Source organism: Pseudomonas sp. NPDC087614, from assembly GCF_044743485.1.
Lineage (GTDB): Bacteria > Pseudomonadota > Gammaproteobacteria > Pseudomonadales > Pseudomonadaceae > Aquipseudomonas > Aquipseudomonas baetica_A.
In genome coordinates this window covers 1-16,267 of sequence record NZ_JBIUWN010000059.1, presented here as the reverse complement: position 1 = coordinate 16,267, position 16,267 = coordinate 1, and the positions used below count along the sequence as shown (strand labels likewise).

Sequence of the window (16,267 nt, the reverse complement as noted above, 5' to 3'; positions counted from 1 at the left end):
GGTGTGGGCCGCACGCCTCTCGATGGTCTGAAAAAGATGCTGGATAATAAAGCATGACCCGCTTGACGGCTAGCGCCGTCGGAGACCCTTGCAATGCCTGACCAAGATGTACGCTTGCAACACCTGAAACTTTGGCTCGATGAGCAGTTGGCAAACCTTTTTGCAGATCAGGGTTGGGGCGCCGTGCCCCCGGCCACGTTGACCGCGGCCAGTAGCGACGCGAGTTTTCGCCGTTACTTCCGTTGGGAGGGCGCGGGTCGCAGCTTCGTCGTCATGGACGCGCCGCCCCCCCAGGAAAACTGCAAACCGTTCGTGGATATCGCCTTTTTGCTGGCGAAATCCGGAATAAATGTGCCGAAAATTTATGCAGAAGACCTCGAACGCGGATTTCTTTTGCTCAATGACCTGGGCAACAAGACCTATCTGGACGTGATCGACACTGAAAATGCCGACGCATTGTTCAACGATGCCCTGCAAGCATTGCTGGCTTTTCAGCAGTTGCCGATGGTTGCGCCGTTGCCCAGTTATGACGTTGCTTTACTGCGCCGCGAGCTGGAACTGTTCCCTGAGTGGTACGTGAAGCGTGAACTCGGTGTCGAGTTCGATGCGACTCAGCAACAACAGTGGCAGCAGGTCAGCGATCTGTTGATCAATAGCGCCCTGGCCCAACCAAAAGTGCTGGTGCACCGCGACTACATGCCGCGCAATCTGATGCTCAGCGAGCCAAATCCCGGTGTGCTGGATTTCCAGGATGCGGTGTATGGCCCCGTGACCTACGACGTGACCTGTCTGTTCAAGGACGCCTTCCTCAGTTGGCCTGAGGAGCGCGTACACGGATGGCTGGAGCGTTACTGGCAGCAAGCCTCGGTGCTGAACATCCCGGTGCAGCCAGATTTTCAAGACTTCCTGCGCGCCAGCGACCTGATGGGTGTGCAGCGTCACCTGAAAGTCATCGGCATCTTCGCGCGCATCTGCCATCGCGACGGCAAGCCGCGTTATCTGGCCGATGTGCCGCGCTTCTTCTCTTATATAGAAGCAGTGATTGCTCGCCGTCCTGAGCTGGCGGAACTGCAAGCGCTGTTCACCAGTCTGCGTGGTGGAGCGACGGCATGAAGGCAATGATTCTGGCAGCAGGCAAAGGTGAGCGCATGCGCCCGCTGACCCTGACCACGCCCAAACCGCTGGTGCGTGCCGGCGGCGTCCCGTTGATCGAATATCACCTGCGCGCCCTCGCGGCAGCCGGATTCAACGAGATCGTGATCAATCACGCCTGGCTGGGTCAGCAGATCGAGGATTACCTGGGCGATGGCTCGCAGTTTGGGGTGAGCATTCAGTACTCGCCGGAAGGCGAGCCGCTGGAAACCGGCGGCGGTATTTTCCGGGCGCTGCCGTTGCTCGGTGACGACGCGTTTCTGGTGGTCAACGGTGACATCTGGACCGATTACGACTTCAGCGTGCTGCACCAACCGATCCCCGGTCTGGCGCATCTGGTGCTGGCGGACAATCCGGCGCATCACCCGGCCGGTGATTTCTCACTGGTTGACGGGCAAGTGATTGATGGCCAGGCGGATGCCGCGACGCTGACTTACAGCGGCATCGCCGTGCTCCATCCGCAACTGTTCGAGGGTTGTGCACACGGCGCCTTCAAACTGGCGCCGTTACTGCGCAAGGCCATGTCTGAAGGCGAGGTTACTGGCGAGCGACTCAAGGGCCATTGGGTTGATGTCGGCACGCACGAGCGTCTGGTCGAAGCTCAAACCTTGATAGAAGCGAGTCGCTGATATGTTGTGGCCAGGGACTCTGATTGGAGCCGGAGCGGGTTTTGCTATCGCCAGCATTCCGGGGGCCATGCTTGGGGCGTTGTTGGGGCAGGCGCTGGATCGGCGCCTGCACTTGCAGAGCTGGGGGCATCTGCGGGAAAAACTCGGTGGTCGGTCGGTGTTGCGCAACGACGAATTGTTGTTTGTGTTGCTCGGGCGTCTGGCCAAGAGTGATGGCCGGGTCACGGACGGGCATATTCAGCAGGCGCGCAACGAGATGCGAGCGCTGGAAATGAGCGACCCGGCGATGCGTCGGGCGATTGCGGCGTTCAATCGCGGCAAGTCCGGCAGTGATCGTCTGCGCGGCTATCTTCGGCGTTTGAGTGCGCAGCCGCACGCGGCCGAAGGCGTATTGCGTGCGTGTTGGCGGATGGTCTGGGCCGACGGTCGAGCTGGCGTCAGTGAGCGGGAGTTGCTGGCGCAGTGGGGTAAATGGCTGGGCTGGACGACGCATCAGGTGCAGGCACTGGCCAGTGATTACGAGCCCGGCAAGCGGCCAATCGTCAGTGCGGCGGTGAGCTATCAGGAAGCGATGCGTCTGCTGGGTGTTTCGGTGTCCAGCGAGCCGGCGCAGATCAAACGGGCTTATCGACGTTTGCTCAGTCGACATCATCCGGACAAGATTGCCGGCAGCGGTGCGACACCGGCACAGGTGCGTGAAGCGACCGAGAAAACCCGCGATTTGCACAACGCCTACACGTTGATTCGGGAACGGCGGGATTTTCGTTAGGCACTAGCTGGGTGTTGTTAGCACTTGCCTCTTCGCGAGCAAGCCCGCTCCCACATTCGATCGCGTTTGTTCAGTTGAAATGCAATCAAGTGTGGGAGCGGGCTTGCTCGCGAATGGGGCAACTCGGCGCTGGATCAGTCCGGGTTCTGCGGATTCAACCAACCACGCACCCGGCGGAACAATTGTTCCTGCTCTGCCTTGTTGTCCGGCAGTGCCTTGAGTGCGACTTGGCTGAACGCCGAAGTCTTCAAACGCTTGCTCGCCTGCATCCGTTCCAGCGCCGCATGGCGATCCAGCGGTTTGTCCATGTAGAAAATATCAGCGGTCGGCAACTTCAGCATGGGCGTGAGTTCGGCCAGTGGTGGTTTGGCCTTGGTCGGGACCTGCGCATCGACCATGACAAACTTCTCGACCTGCGCCGTTTGCTTCTCGCTTAAATAACGCGCTGCCCAGTAGGCCCCCGTGCCATGACCGAGCACCACGATACGGCGTGCGCTCTGCTGTTCGGCGTAGGCAATGGCTGCGTCGATGCGCGCGAAGATGCGTTCGGCATCCGCTTTGGCTTGTTCTTCCGTCGTTTCGGCCACCACCTGATCGGCCACCTCCGCTTCACCGCCAGCCGCTTGTTCGATCGGTTGCGCAGTGGTGGCATCCTTGCTGCCACTTTCGGGGGCTTTCGCTGGTGCCGCCGCTTCGATCACGCGCGGTGCGATGACATCGCTTTGCAGGTCGGGCAGGGTGATGCTCAGGCTGCTCCATTCGACGTCCGGCAATTTTTGCCGTAACGGGCCGATTGCCTGAGGCCAGTCAGCCGTTTCGCCCGCGCCGGGGACGATAATCACCGCGCCTTTGGGTTCGGCGGTATTGGCCGGTTTCCACAGGGCAAGGAAGGTCTCGCTGCCAGCCTGCAATTGTTGCTGTTCTTGCGTCGGGACGATACGTTCCAGTGCCGCCGCCTCTTCCTGACTACGCTCAAGCAGTGGCTGACGTTCGACGGGTTTTTCTTCAGCGGGTTGGGCCGACGTGGCGGCAGGTGCCGGATCGGCCGCTTCGACGGAAAACGCACAAGGCAGGATCAGCGACAGGCACAATGCTGGCATTGCCAGGCGGTAGACAGAGGGCATCGGTTATTCCAGGCCAGAAAGTATCCCGGCAGCCTAATGGGTTGGTCAGAATTTGTCAGTGTATGGGGCTTCAATGAAGCGATTTTGCTGCCTGTGGGTTATCGGCTGTTTGTGGTTTCCCTTGATGGGCTGGGCCGCGCCTGCGCCACCGGCACACGTTGCACAATTGTCAGAGGGCCAGCAGCAATGGTTGGCGCAACACCATGAACTGCGTGTCGGTCTGGTGTTGCAGGCGCCCTTTGCGCAGTACGACCGACGCTTGCAGCGCCTGTCCGGGGCCAACGTCGAGTTGATGAAATGGCTGGCCCGGGCTCTGAATATCGAGTTGAGCTGGCGTAATTTTCAGGATCTGGCGCAATTGGAAACCGCTTTGCGCGACGGCGAGATCGACATCGCCCCGGGCCTGACCCAGACGCCGAGTGCCCTGCGTCTGTGGAAGTTTTCCGATCCATACATGCGTGTCCCGCAACTGGTGGTCAGCGATCAAAAGTCCAGCGGAGCAGTGGATCTGGAAAAAATCGACAGCCAGACTCGCGTCGCCATCCGCATGCCGAGTGCCACCGCCGACTATCTGCGCAGCAACTATCCCCATCTGAATCTGCAAGGCGTGCCGCTGGAGCGTCAGGCGTTGCAGTTGCTGCTGAGTCAGCAGGCCTATTACGCGGTGATTGATGAGGCACAACTCGGTCGGTTGTCGGCCGAGCCCGAGTTTGCCGAACTGGTGGTGGTCGGTGATGTGGGCCTGCCGCAATTGCTGCGAGTCGCCTCACGTCGCGATTGGCCGGAACTGGCGGGCATTGTCCAGAGTGCCTTGAACGCAATCCCGGCCAGGGATCTGGAGCGCCTGCACAATCAATGGCTGCAACCCAAATACCCGCGACTGACGGAGTCGCCGGGGTTCTGGCAGAACCTCAGTCTGTTGTTCGCGGTGATGCTGCTCAGTTGCGCGGCGATTGTGTTCTGGCAGCGGCGCCAGCAACAGAGCCTTGAGCAACGTCTACTCGCCGCACGGGAAGACATCGCCCTGCGCGCAGCCAGCGAAGAGGCGTTGCGCCTGACGCAGTTCTCCATCGATCAAAGTACCGTCGGCATCCTTTGGGTCAACTGGGACAGTCATGTTCGCTATGCCAACCGCGCGGCGGAAAACATGCTCGGCTATTCGTCTGGCGCACTCATCGAACGACCGCTGATCGACTTCGAACCGGGTCTGCACATGGACCGCTGGCTCAGCCTGTGGAAGCGCGCGCGGACCAGTGAAGAAGGCCCGCTGAGCTTCGAAACCAGTTGCGTGCGCGCCGATGGCAGCATCCTGCCGGCTGACGTATCGCTGAGCTTTCTGCGTTTTCGCGAGAGTGAATATCTGGTGGTTTACCTCACCGATGTCACGGAACGCCGTCGCGCGTTGGCGGCGTTGCAGGAAAGTGAGGCAAGGCTGCAGGGGATCGCCGCCAATGTACCGGGGCTGGTGTTCCGTCTGGAGCGGGCGCCAGTGACCGGGCAGATCGACTTTGCCTATATCAGCGAGGGCAGCGAAAGTCTGGTCGGTTACGCGCCGGCGGCGATTGCCCATCGCGACATGGGCCTGCGCAGTCTGGTGCACCCGGACGACAAGGCCGGTTATCACCGCACGCAGGATCACGCGCTGGATACCGACAGCGATTGGTCGTGGCAGGGGCGAATCCTCACGCGCCAGGGTGAGCAGCGTTGGGCCGAGATCAAGGCGATCACCCGTCAGTTGGAGGATGGCGCCTATGTCTGGGACGGCATCGTCTGGGACATCACCGAGAGCAAGCGCATCGAACTGGAACTGGCGGCATCGCGTGAGCAACTGCGTGAACTGTCGGCGCACCTTGAAAGTGTCCGCGAAGAAGAGAAGGCGCGCATTGCTCGTGAGGTTCACGATGAATTGGGGCAGATGCTGACGGTGCTCAAACTCGAAACATCGATGTGCGAACTGGCTTACGCGCAACTGGACCCGGGGCTGAATGAGCGGTTGAACAGCATGAAACGCCTGATCGCCCAGTTGTTCCAGTTGGTGCGCGACGTGGCGACAGCGCTACGGCCGCCGATTCTGGATGCCGGGATCGCTTCGGCGATTGAATGGCAGGCCCGTCGATTCGAAGCGCGCACGCAAATTCCGTGTCTGGTGCAGGTGCCGGATAATCTGCCGGCGCTGAGCGATGCCAAGGCGATTGGCTTGTTCCGTATCCTGCAGGAAGCGTTGACCAACGTGATGCGCCATGCTCAGGCGCATACTGTGGAGCTGACGCTGGCGCTGGAAGGCGACGAATTGTGTCTGACGGTCAGCGATGATGGCGTAGGCTTTGTCGCCCCTACGGGCAGGGCGACGTCGTTTGGTCTGGTCGGCATGCGTGAGCGGGTGCTGATCATGGGCGGGCGCTTGGCGCTTGAGAGTGAGCCGGGGGAGGGCACCAGTCTGAATGTTTGGGTGCCGGTGGATGAGGTTTGACTGAATCTGGAGAAGAACGTGATCCGTGTACTGGTAGCCGAAGACCACACCATTGTCCGAGAAGGCATCAAGCAATTGATTGGCCTGGCCAAGGACCTGCAAGTGGTGGGGGAGGCGAGCAATGGTGAGCAACTGCTTGAAACCCTGCGTCATGTGCCGTGCGAAGTGGTGTTGCTGGACATCTCCATGCCTGGGGTCAACGGCCTTGAGGCGATCCCGCGAATCCGTGCGCTGAACAATCCGCCGGCCATTCTGGTGTTGTCGATGCACGACGAAGCACAAATGGCGGCACGGGCATTGAAGGTCGGAGCGGCCGGCTACGCGACCAAGGACAGCGATCCGGCGCTGTTGCTGACCGCCATTCGCAAAGTCGCGGCGGGCGGGCGCTACATCGATCCGGATCTGGCTGATCGGATGGTCTTCGAGGTTGGCCTGACTGATGCGCGACCGTTGCACTCTTTGTTGTCGGAGCGCGAATTCTCGGTGTTCGAGCGCTTGGCGCAAGGCGCCAACGTCAACGACATCGCCCAGCAACTGGCCCTGAGCAGCAAGACCATCAGCACGCACAAGGCGCGGTTGATGCAGAAACTCAACATTACTTCGCTGGCCGAACTGGTCAAATACGCGATGGAACACAAACTCCTCTGAAGATCACCGCAATCAAAAACGGTGGAAGGGGGCTTGCTCCCGAATGCGGTGTATCAGTCGCCAACTAAGTTGGATGACCCACTGCATTCGGGAGCAAGCCCCCCCCCCACATGGAATCTCTACCGTGTTCCGGATTGTGGGCATATCCGTTAGCGACAGCGGCTAGTGCCTGCTCTGTTGGCTCGCAGCTTGTCGCTCGCGGCGGCCTTATCCGTTAGCGCCATCCTTGTAGGGCAATCCCTACCCCCAACCTTCCATCCGGCTGAGGCGATTCTCTCCTGCGCCCCGATTTGCGTGCCTGTCAGCAGCCACTAGGCTTAACCCACAAGCAGTCATCAACAACAAAGGTGCGGGTATGAGCCAGGTCGATTCAAACGCAGGGGCCAGTGATGTGTTGGTCAGCTTTCGTGGAGTGCAGAAGAGCTACGACGGCGAGAACCTGATCGTCAAAGACCTCAACGTGGACATTCGCAAAGGCGAGTTCCTGACCCTGCTCGGGCCGTCCGGCTCCGGCAAGACCACCAGCCTGATGATGCTCGCCGGTTTTGAAACACCGACGGCCGGGGAAATCCTTCTGGACGGGCGTGCGATCAACAACGTACCGCCGCACAAGCGCGACATCGGCATGGTGTTCCAGAACTACGCACTGTTCCCGCACATGACCGTGGCCGAGAACCTTGCGTTCCCGCTGACCGTGCGCGGCCTGAACAAGAGCGACGTCGGCGACAAGGTCAAGAAAGTCTTGAGCATGGTTCAGCTCGACGCGTTCGCCTCACGCTATCCGGCACAGTTGTCCGGTGGCCAGCAACAGCGTGTGGCACTGGCTCGTGCGTTGGTGTTCGAACCGCAACTGGTACTGATGGACGAACCGCTCGGCGCCCTCGACAAACAACTGCGTGAACACATGCAGATGGAAATCAAGCACCTGCACCAGCGGCTCGGCGTGACCGTGGTCTACGTGACCCACGACCAGGGCGAAGCCCTGACCATGTCCGACCGCGTTGCGGTATTCCATCAGGGCGAAATTCAGCAGATCGCGCCGCCACGCGCCCTCTACGAAGAGCCGAAGAACACCTTTGTCGCCAACTTCATTGGCGAGAACAACCGCCTCAACGGCCGCTTGCTCAGCCAGAACGGCGAGCGCTGCGTGGTCGAACTCGGTCGTGGCGAGAAGGTCGAGGCGCTGGCGGTCAACGTCGGCCAGACCGGCGAACCGGTGACTTTGTCGATCCGCCCCGAGCGCGTCAGCCTCAACGGTTCGAGCGACCAATGCGTCAACCGCTTCTCAGGGAGGGTGGCGGAATTCATCTATCTGGGCGACCACGTCCGGGTGCGCCTGGAAGTCTGCGGCAAGACCGACTTCTTCGTGAAACAACCGATTGCCGAGCTCGATCCCGGGCTCGCTGTCGGTGACGTGGTTCCGCTTGGCTGGCAGGTCGAGCACGTACGCGCGCTTGATCCTCTTTTAGAGGCGAACTGATCGCCCCGGCACTACCAACACCAACCCTGCACGTGGAGAGAACAATAAATGTTGAGATCCCTGAAGTTCACCGCCCTGACCCTGGGCCTGATGGGTGCGGCAAGCGCAATGGCCGCTGGCCCGGATTTGACCGTGGTGTCGTTTGGCGGGGCGAACAAGGCGGCGCAAGTCAAAGCCTTCTATGCACCGTGGGAAGCGGCGGGCAACGGCAAGATCATTGCCGGCGAGTACAACGGCGAAATGGCCAAGGTCAAAGCCATGGTCGACACCAAGAGCGTGTCGTGGGACCTGGTCGAGGTTGAATCGCCAGAACTGTCCCGTGGTTGCGACGAAGACATGTTCGAGCCACTGGACCCAGCGTTGTTCGGCAAGAGCGAAGACTACGTCAAAGGCGCGATCCAGCCCTGCGGCGTTGGCTTCTTCGTTTGGTCGACCGTACTGGCGTACAACGCCGACAAGCTGAAAACCGCACCAACCAGTTGGGCTGATTTCTGGGACACCAAGAAATTCCCGGGCAAGCGTGGCCTGCGTAAAGGCGCCAAGTACACCCTCGAATTCGCCTTGATGGCCGATGGCGTTGCGCCGAAGGACGTCTACAAAGTGCTGGCCGGCAAGGACGGTCAGGACCGCGCGTTCAAGAAACTCGATGAGCTCAAACCTAGCATTCAGTGGTGGGAAGCCGGCGCTCAACCGCCGCAATACCTTGCTTCCGGCGACGTGGTCATGAGCTCGGCCTACAACGGTCGCATCGCTGCCGTGCAGAAAGAGTCCAACCTCCAAGTGGTCTGGAACGGCGGCATCTACGACTTCGACGCCTGGGCCATCCCGAAAGGTCTGGACGCCAAGCGTGCCGAAGCGGCGAAGAAGTTCATCGCCTACTCGGTGCAGCCGCAGCAGCAGAAGACGTACTCGGAAAACATCGCCTACGGCCCGGCCAACACCCAAGCCGTACCGCTGCTGTCCAAGGATGTTCTGAAAGACATGCCGACCACCCCGGAAAACATCGCCAACCAGGTGCAGATCGACGTCAGCTTCTGGGCTGACAACGGCGAGCAACTGGAACAGCGTTTCAACGCCTGGGCGGCGAAGTAACCCGAGGGCTCGCCCTCCTGTGGGAGCGGGCTTGCTCGCGAAAGCGCCAGTACATTCAACATTGATGTCGACTGACACGCCGCCTTCGCGAGCAAGTCGAATCGTCGCACCGTCGCCCCCACATTTGGATCTGTGTGCATCAATCGATCGAGGTGGTTCGCCACCTCTGTAACGATCAAAGATTTGCGGAGTACGTCATGGCCATCGCCGTTCCCCTGAACGAGGGCGCCAGCCCCACCTTGAAGCAGAAGCTCAAGCACGCCGAGCGGGTCAACCGCTGGAAGGCCCAGGCGTTGATTGCGCCGCTGGTGCTGTTTCTGTTGCTGGTGTTTCTCGTGCCGATCGTGGCGCTGCTCTACAAAAGCGTCGGCAACCCGGAAGTGGTCGGCGGCATGCCGCGCACCGTGGCGGCCATCGTCAGTTGGGACGGTCGCGGTCTACCCGCCGAACCGGTCTACAAGGCTGCCAGCGATGACCTCGCCGAAGCCCGGAAAAACTCGACGCTGGGCGATTTGTCCAAGCGCTTGAACATGGAGTTGGCCGGCTATCGCAGCCTGCTGACCAAAACGGCCCGGGCGCTGCCATTTGCCAGCGAGCCGGCCTCTTATAAAGCCGCCCTGGAAGCACTCGATGAGCGCTGGGGCGATCCGGCCTACTGGCAAGCGGTCAAGCGCAACACCAGCAGCATCACCCCGTATTACCTGCTGGCGGCAGTCGACCATCGCATCGACGACCTCGGCGAGATCGCCCCGGCCACCCCCGATCAGGCGATCTACCTCGATATCTTCGCCCGTACGTTCTGGATGGGCCTGGTCATCACCGTAATCTGCCTGCTGCTCGCTTATCCACTGGCTTATCTGCTGGCGAACTTGCCATCACGCCAGAGCAACCTGCTGATGATTCTGGTGCTGTTGCCGTTCTGGACCTCGATTCTGGTGCGCGTGGCCGCCTGGATCGTGTTGCTGCAATCGGGCGGTCTGATCAACGGCGCCCTGATGGCGATGGGCATCATCGATAAACCGCTGGAGTTGGTGTTCAACCGCACCGGCGTTTACATCTCGATGGTACACATCCTGCTGCCGTTCATGATTCTGCCGATCTACAGCGTGATGAAAGGCATCTCGCCAACCTACATGCGTGCCGCGATTTCGCTGGGCTGCCATCCGTTCGCCAGTTTCTGGCGGGTGTACTTCCCGCAGACCTACGCGGGTGTCGGCGCCGGTTGCCTGTTGGTGTTCATCCTCGCCATCGGCTACTACATCACCCCGGCGCTGCTCGGCAGCCCGAACGATCAGATGGTCAGCTACTTCGTCGCGTTCTACACCAACACCAGCATCAACTGGGGCATGGCCACCGCGCTGGGCGGCTTGCTGCTGCTGGCAACCGTGGTGCTTTATCTGATTTACAGCTGGCTGGTGGGCGCCAGTCGCCTGCGCCTGAGCTAAGGGGAATTTGAGATGCTGAGTCCTTACATGTCGCCCATCGAACGGGTGTGGTTCTACAGTTTGCGGATCCTGTGCGGCTTGATTTTGCTGTTCCTGATCCTGCCGGTGCTGGTGATCGTGCCGCTGTCGTTCAACTCGGGCAGTTTCCTGGTGTACCCGCTACAAGGCTTTTCGCTGCACTGGTATCAGGACTTCTTCGCCTCGGCGGAGTGGATGCGGGCGCTTCGTAACAGCATCATCGTGGCCCCGGCCGCAACCGCGCTGGCCATGGTCTTCGGTACGCTGGCAGCGATCGGCCTGACCCGTGGCGACTTTCCCGGCAAACCGCTGGTGATGGCGCTGGTGATTTCGCCGATGGTCGTGCCGGTGGTGATCATTGGTGTGGCCAGTTATCTGTTCTTTGCGCCACTGGGCCTGGGCAACAGCTTCTTCTCGCTGATCGTCGTGCATGCGGTACTCGGTGTGCCGTTTGTGATCATTACGGTGTCGGCGACGTTGCAGGGGTTTAACCATAATCTGGTGCGGGCGGCGGCCAGTCTTGGTGCTTCGCCGCTGACCGCGTTCCGTCGCGTGACTTTGCCGCTGATTGCGCCAGGGGTCATTTCCGGGGCGTTGTTTGCCTTTGCGACGTCGTTTGATGAGGTGGTGGTGACGTTGTTTCTGGCCGGGCCTGAGCAGGTTACGTTGCCTCGGCAGATGTTCAGCGGGATTCGCGAAAACCTCAGTCCGACGATTGCGGCTGCCGCGACCTTGCTGATCGCCTTCTCGGTGATCCTGCTGCTGACCCTGGAATGGTTGCGTGGCCGTAGTGAAAAACTGCGCACCGCCCAGGTCTAAAGCCGTACTCGGTGAAAACGGTGGGAGGGAGCAAGCCCCCTCCCACAAGGGATTTGTGTTGTGTGCGAAGTCTTGGGTTATTCATGACCTGAATAGCAGACAACCCCGAATCCCCAGCTAATCTTGTGCCCAGCTCCCCTATCTATAAGAGGCTGCGCACCATGAGTCTTTCCCAGTTCAAAATCGCTCACAAACTGATCACCGGCGCCGGCGCCATCGAGCAACTGGCGGCGGAACTCACCCGCCTCGACATCGACAACCCGCTGATCGTCACCGACGCCGCGCTGGTCAAATCCGGCACCGTTGAGCTGGCGCTGGTGCAACTGGGCGGGCGCGAGTACGAGATTTTCGACCGCGTACTGCCGGACCCGGAAATCGCCATTGTCGAAGACTGCATGCGCGCGTACCGCGAGGGCGGGCATGACGGCTTGATTGGTCTGGGTGGCGGCAGTGCCATCGACATCGCCAAAAGCGTTGCCGCGTATGCCGGTTATCACGGCGCGCTGGAGGATCTGTTCGGCGTCGAACAGGTGCCACGCAAAGGCCCGCCACTGATCGCCATCCCGACCACCGCCGGCACCGGCTCGGAAGTGACCAACGTCGCCATTCTTTCGGACAAGGTTGCGCAACTGAAGAAAGGCATCGTCAGCGACTATCTATTACCGGACGTCGCGCTGGTCAGTCCGCAGATGACCCTGACGTGCCCACGCAGTGTCACCGCCGCCAGTGGCGTCGATGCGTTGGTGCATGCCATCGAATCCTATCTGTCGGTCAACGCCTCGCCGATCACCGATTCCCTGGCCATCGGCGCGATCAAACTGATCGCCAAGGCCCTGCCCAAGGCCTACGCCAACGGCGCCAACCTGCAAGCGCGGGAAGACATGGCCACCGCCAGCCTGATGGCCGGGATGGCCTTCGGTAACGCCGGGGTCGGTGCGGTGCATGCGCTGGCCTATCCGCTGGGCGGGTGTTTCAACATTGCCCATGGTGTCAGCAATGCGCTACTGCTGCCCTATGTCATGACCTGGAACAAGATGGCCTGCGTCGAGCGGATGCAGGATATTGCCGAAGCCATGGGGGTGAAGACCGCTCATCTGAGTGCCATTGAGGCAGCGGATAAAGCCGTGCAGGCCATGACCGACTTGTGTGCAGCGGTGGAGATTCCCGCCGGGTTGCGCAGTTTCGGTGTGCCGCAAGACGCGATCCCGGCCATGGCCGTGGAGGCCGCAGGCATTGAACGTCTGATGCGCAACAACCCCCGTAAACTCAGCGCTATTGATATCGAGAAGATCTACCGCGCCGCCTACTGATCATCGCCGTCACGGTGCGCGCGCGCAAACTTGAGGTATACAATGCGCGCCATCGTGATTTAGCTCAGTAAAGGTGCGTCATGCAGCCCTTCGTAATTGCTCCGTCGATTCTTTCCGCCGACTTCGCCCGCCTCGGCGAAGAAGTGGACAACGTCCTCGCCGCGGGTGCCGACTTCGTTCACTTCGATGTCATGGACAACCACTATGTGCCCAACCTGACCATCGGCCCGATGGTTTGCGCGGCATTGCGCAAGTACGGCGTCACTGCGCCGATTGACGCGCACCTGATGGTCAGCCCGGTGGATCGCATCGTTGGCGACTTCATCGAAGCCGGCGCCACCTACATCACCTTTCACCCGGAAGCCACGTTGCACGTCGATCGCTCGCTGCAACTGATCCGCGAGGGGGGCTGCAAGTCCGGTCTGGTGTTCAACCCGGCGACTCCGCTGGACGTGCTCAAGTACGTGATCGACAAGGTCGACATGGTTCTGCTGATGAGCGTCAACCCAGGCTTTGGCGGGCAGAAGTTCATTCCCGGCACCCTCGACAAACTGCGCGAAGCACGGGCGATCATCGATGCGTCGGGGCGTGACATCCGTCTGGAAATCGACGGCGGCGTCAACGTCAACAACATCCGTGAAATCGCTGCCGCTGGCGCCGACACCTTTGTGGCCGGCTCGGCGATCTTCAATGCACCGAACTATCAGGAAGTCATCGACAAGATGCGTTCCGAACTGGCGCTGGCGCGCCCATGAGCGGTTTTGAGCAGCTGTTCCCGGGCAAACTGCCACGGTTGGTGATGTTCGATCTGGATGGCACGCTGATCGACTCGGTTCCCGACCTGGCAGCGGCGGTGGACAACATGCTGCTCACCCTCGGCCGCCAGCCGGCGGGCATCGAGTCGGTGCGCGAGTGGGTTGGCAATGGCGCGCCGGTATTGGTGCGTCGTGCGCTGGCCGGCGGTATCGATCATGCCTCTGTGGATGACGTCGAAGCCGAGCAAGCGCTGGAAATTTTCATGCAGGCCTACGGCGCCAGCCACGAGCTGACCGTGGTCTATCCCGGCGTGCGCGACACGCTCAAATGGCTGCAAAAGCAAGGCGTGGCCATGGCGCTGATCACCAACAAGCCGGAGCGTTTCGTCGCGCCGCTGTTGGACCAGATGAAAATCGGCCGCTATTTCAAATGGATCATCGGCGGCGATACCTTGCCGCAGAAGAAACCCGACCCGGCCGCGCTGTTCTTCGTGATGAAAATGGCCAACATCCCGGCCTCGCAATCGCTGTTTGTCGGCGACTCGCGCAGTGACGTGCTGGCCGCGAAAGCGGCGGGGGTCAAATGTGTGGCACTGAGTTACGGCTACAATCATGGCCGACCGATTGCCGAGGAATACCCGGCACTGGTGATCGACGACCTGCGCAAGCTAATTCCCGGTTGCCTGGATCCGGCCGCTGAGATAACGTTGCCCGACGCTTCTCAATCCCCTTCTGGAAACGCCATCGTGGTGGTCACCCGCAAACTCTGGATGAAAGTCATCAAGGCCCTGGCCCGCTGGCGTTGGCGCGCCTGACTTGTTTCTGGCCGGCCTGCCGGCGCGTTTGCACACCTGACTGACAGCACCTCACACCACGAGGCATCTTATGATTCGCGAAGAATTCCTGCGCTTGGCCGCTGATGGCTACAACCGCATTCCGTTGGCCTGCGAAACCCTGGCCGACTTCGACACGCCGCTGTCGATCTACCTGAAACTGGCTGACCAACCCAACTCCTACCTGCTCGAATCCGTGCAGGGCGGCGAGAAATGGGGCCGTTACTCGATCATCGGTCTGCCGTGCCGCACCGTGCTGCGGGTTTACGATCATCACGTCAGCATCACCGTTGATGGCGTCGAGACTGAAAGCCACGACGTTGAAGATCCGCTGGCCTTCGTCGAAACCTTCAAGGCCCGCTACAACGTGCCGACCATTGCTGGCCTGCCGCGATTCAACGGCGGTCTGGTCGGTTATTTCGGTTACGACTGCGTGCGTTATGTCGAGAAACGCCTGGGCAAGTGCCCCAACCCTGATCCGCTGGGCGTACCGGACATTCTGTTGATGGTGTCCGATGCGGTCGTGGTGTTCGACAACCTCGCCGGCAAGATGCACGCCATCGTATTGGCCGACCCTGCGCAGGCGGATGCCTACGAGCAAGGTCAGGCGCAATTGCAGGGACTGCTGGAGAAGCTGCGCCAGCCGATCACCCCGCGTCGTGGTCTGGACTTCAGCAAGCAGCAGTCCGCTGACCCGGTGTTCCGCTCCAGTTTTACTCAAGACGATTACGAAAAAGCCGTCGACACCATCAAGCAATACATCCTGGCCGGTGACTGCATGCAGGTCGTGCCGTCGCAGCGCATGTCGATCGACTTCAAGGCCGCACCGATCGATCTGTATCGCGCCTTGCGCTGCTTCAACCCGACGCCGTACATGTACTTCTTCAACTTCGGCGACTTCCACGTCGTCGGCAGTTCGCCGGAAGTGCTGGTGCGGGTCGAGGATAACCTGATCACGGTGCGTCCGATTGCCGGTACTCGCCCGCGTGGCGCGACAGAAGAAGCCGATCTGGCGCTGGAAGAAGACCTGCTGTCCGACGATAAAGAGATCGCCGAGCACTTGATGCTGATCGATCTGGGGCGTAACGACACCGGACGTGTCTCGGAAATCGGTTCGGTGAAACTCACCGAGAAGATGGTCATCGAGCGTTATTCCAACGTGATGCACATTGTTTCCAACGTCACCGGCCAGTTGAAAACCGGGCTGACGGCGATGGACGCGCTGCGGGCGATTCTGCCGGCGGGCACCTTGTCCGGGGCACCGAAGATTCGTGCGATGGAAATCATCGACGAACTCGAACCGGTCAAGCGTGGTGTGTATGGCGGTGCGGTGGGTTACTTCGCCTGGAACGGCAACATGGACACCGCGATTGCGATCCGTACCGCGGTGATCAAGAACGGCGAACTGCACGTACAGGCCGGTGGCGGGATTGTTGCTGACTCGGTGCCAGCGCTGGAATGGGAAGAAACCCTGAACAAGCGCCGTGCGATGTTCCGTGCCGTGGCACTGGCCGAGCAAACCCCGGAAAGCTGAGCCAACACAAAACCCTGTGGGAGCGAGCCTGCTCGCGAAAGCGCTGGTCAGCCAACATTAATGGTGGCTGACACACCCTCTTCGCGAGCAGGCTCGCTTGTATGGTAGGACTTGAAGGGAGGAGGAGGGACAAGGCTCGATTCTGACTGTTAGCGCAGTACAGACCGTGGGAGATTTCACCCTCCTCCT

14 protein-coding genes are annotated in these 16,267 nt (G+C 60.5%); 13 read left to right on the top strand and 1 reads right to left on the bottom strand.

Translation table 11 applies throughout. The features are described 5' to 3' along the window. The first annotated feature begins 93 nt into the window (after positions 1 to 93). Genes ACIOWA_RS20180 through ACIOWA_RS20170 form a run of 3 tightly spaced genes read left to right on the top strand, consistent with a single transcriptional unit; the run spans position 94 to position 2,550 of the window. Positions 94 to 1,113 (top strand): phosphotransferase, encoded by a 1,020-nt coding sequence (locus tag ACIOWA_RS20180; protein ID WP_339433307.1) that lies wholly within the window; start codon positions 94 to 96, stop codon positions 1,111 to 1,113. Then, positions 1,110 to 1,781 carry an N-acetylmuramate alpha-1-phosphate uridylyltransferase MurU gene (gene murU / locus ACIOWA_RS20175; protein WP_401161568.1) on the top strand — a complete coding sequence of 224 codons (672 nt, stop codon included), beginning with the start codon at positions 1,110 to 1,112 and terminating at the stop codon, positions 1,779 to 1,781. The genes ACIOWA_RS20180 and murU overlap by 4 nt, the downstream gene beginning before the upstream one ends. Position 1,782: 1 nt before the next feature. Next, positions 1,783 to 2,550 carry a TerB family tellurite resistance protein gene (locus tag ACIOWA_RS20170; RefSeq protein WP_339433309.1) on the top strand — a complete coding sequence of 256 codons (768 nt, stop codon included), beginning with the start codon at positions 1,783 to 1,785 and terminating at the stop codon, positions 2,548 to 2,550. A 134-nt stretch (positions 2,551 to 2,684) separates the two neighbouring features. On the opposite strand, the gene ACIOWA_RS20165 is transcribed toward ACIOWA_RS20170, so the two are convergent. Beyond that, positions 2,685 to 3,674, bottom strand: coding sequence for an alpha/beta hydrolase family protein (locus ACIOWA_RS20165; protein WP_401161566.1), 990 nt, complete (start codon positions 3,672 to 3,674; stop codon positions 2,685 to 2,687). 73 nt (positions 3,675 to 3,747) lie between these two features. Between ACIOWA_RS20165 and ACIOWA_RS20160 the strand changes: the two genes are divergently transcribed. From ACIOWA_RS20160 to trpE, 10 genes are all read left to right on the top strand, one after another. Next, a complete protein-coding gene (locus ACIOWA_RS20160) occupies positions 3,748 to 6,144 on the top strand; it encodes a PAS domain S-box protein (RefSeq protein WP_401161564.1) in 2,397 nt (798 codons plus the stop codon). An 18-nt stretch (positions 6,145 to 6,162) separates the two neighbouring features. After that, positions 6,163 to 6,792 (top strand): response regulator transcription factor, encoded by a 630-nt coding sequence (locus ACIOWA_RS20155; protein WP_008085218.1) that lies wholly within the window; start codon positions 6,163 to 6,165, stop codon positions 6,790 to 6,792. A 355-nt stretch (positions 6,793 to 7,147) separates the two neighbouring features. Then, positions 7,148 to 8,272: an ABC transporter ATP-binding protein gene (locus tag ACIOWA_RS20150; RefSeq protein ID WP_401161562.1), complete on the top strand. Its 1,125-nt coding sequence runs from the start codon at positions 7,148 to 7,150 to the stop codon at positions 8,270 to 8,272. A gap of 48 nt (positions 8,273 to 8,320) precedes the next feature. After that, positions 8,321 to 9,364: an ABC transporter substrate-binding protein gene (locus tag ACIOWA_RS20145; RefSeq protein ID WP_221731090.1), complete on the top strand. Its 1,044-nt coding sequence runs from the start codon at positions 8,321 to 8,323 to the stop codon at positions 9,362 to 9,364. A gap of 197 nt (positions 9,365 to 9,561) precedes the next feature. After that, positions 9,562 to 10,809, top strand: coding sequence for an ABC transporter permease (locus ACIOWA_RS20140; protein WP_339433314.1), 1,248 nt, complete (start codon positions 9,562 to 9,564; stop codon positions 10,807 to 10,809). Between the two features lie 12 nt (positions 10,810 to 10,821). After that, entirely contained in the window at positions 10,822 to 11,646 is an 825-nt protein-coding gene (locus ACIOWA_RS20135) for an ABC transporter permease (RefSeq protein WP_339433315.1), read from the top strand. 161 nt (positions 11,647 to 11,807) lie between these two features. Further along, positions 11,808 to 12,956, top strand: coding sequence for an iron-containing alcohol dehydrogenase (locus tag ACIOWA_RS20130; RefSeq protein WP_401161559.1), 1,149 nt, complete (start codon positions 11,808 to 11,810; stop codon positions 12,954 to 12,956). Positions 12,957 to 13,036: 80 nt separating this feature from the next. Beyond that, a complete protein-coding gene (gene rpe / locus ACIOWA_RS20125; protein WP_007918813.1) occupies positions 13,037 to 13,711 on the top strand; it encodes a ribulose-phosphate 3-epimerase in 675 nt (224 codons plus the stop codon). Continuing rightward, positions 13,708 to 14,526: a phosphoglycolate phosphatase gene (locus tag ACIOWA_RS20120; protein WP_339433318.1), complete on the top strand. Its 819-nt coding sequence runs from the start codon at positions 13,708 to 13,710 to the stop codon at positions 14,524 to 14,526. The genes rpe and ACIOWA_RS20120 overlap by 4 nt, the downstream gene beginning before the upstream one ends. A gap of 70 nt (positions 14,527 to 14,596) precedes the next feature. Then, a complete protein-coding gene (trpE, locus tag ACIOWA_RS20115; RefSeq protein ID WP_401161556.1) occupies positions 14,597 to 16,078 on the top strand; it encodes an anthranilate synthase component I in 1,482 nt (493 codons plus the stop codon). Positions 16,079 to 16,267 lie beyond the last annotated feature (189 nt).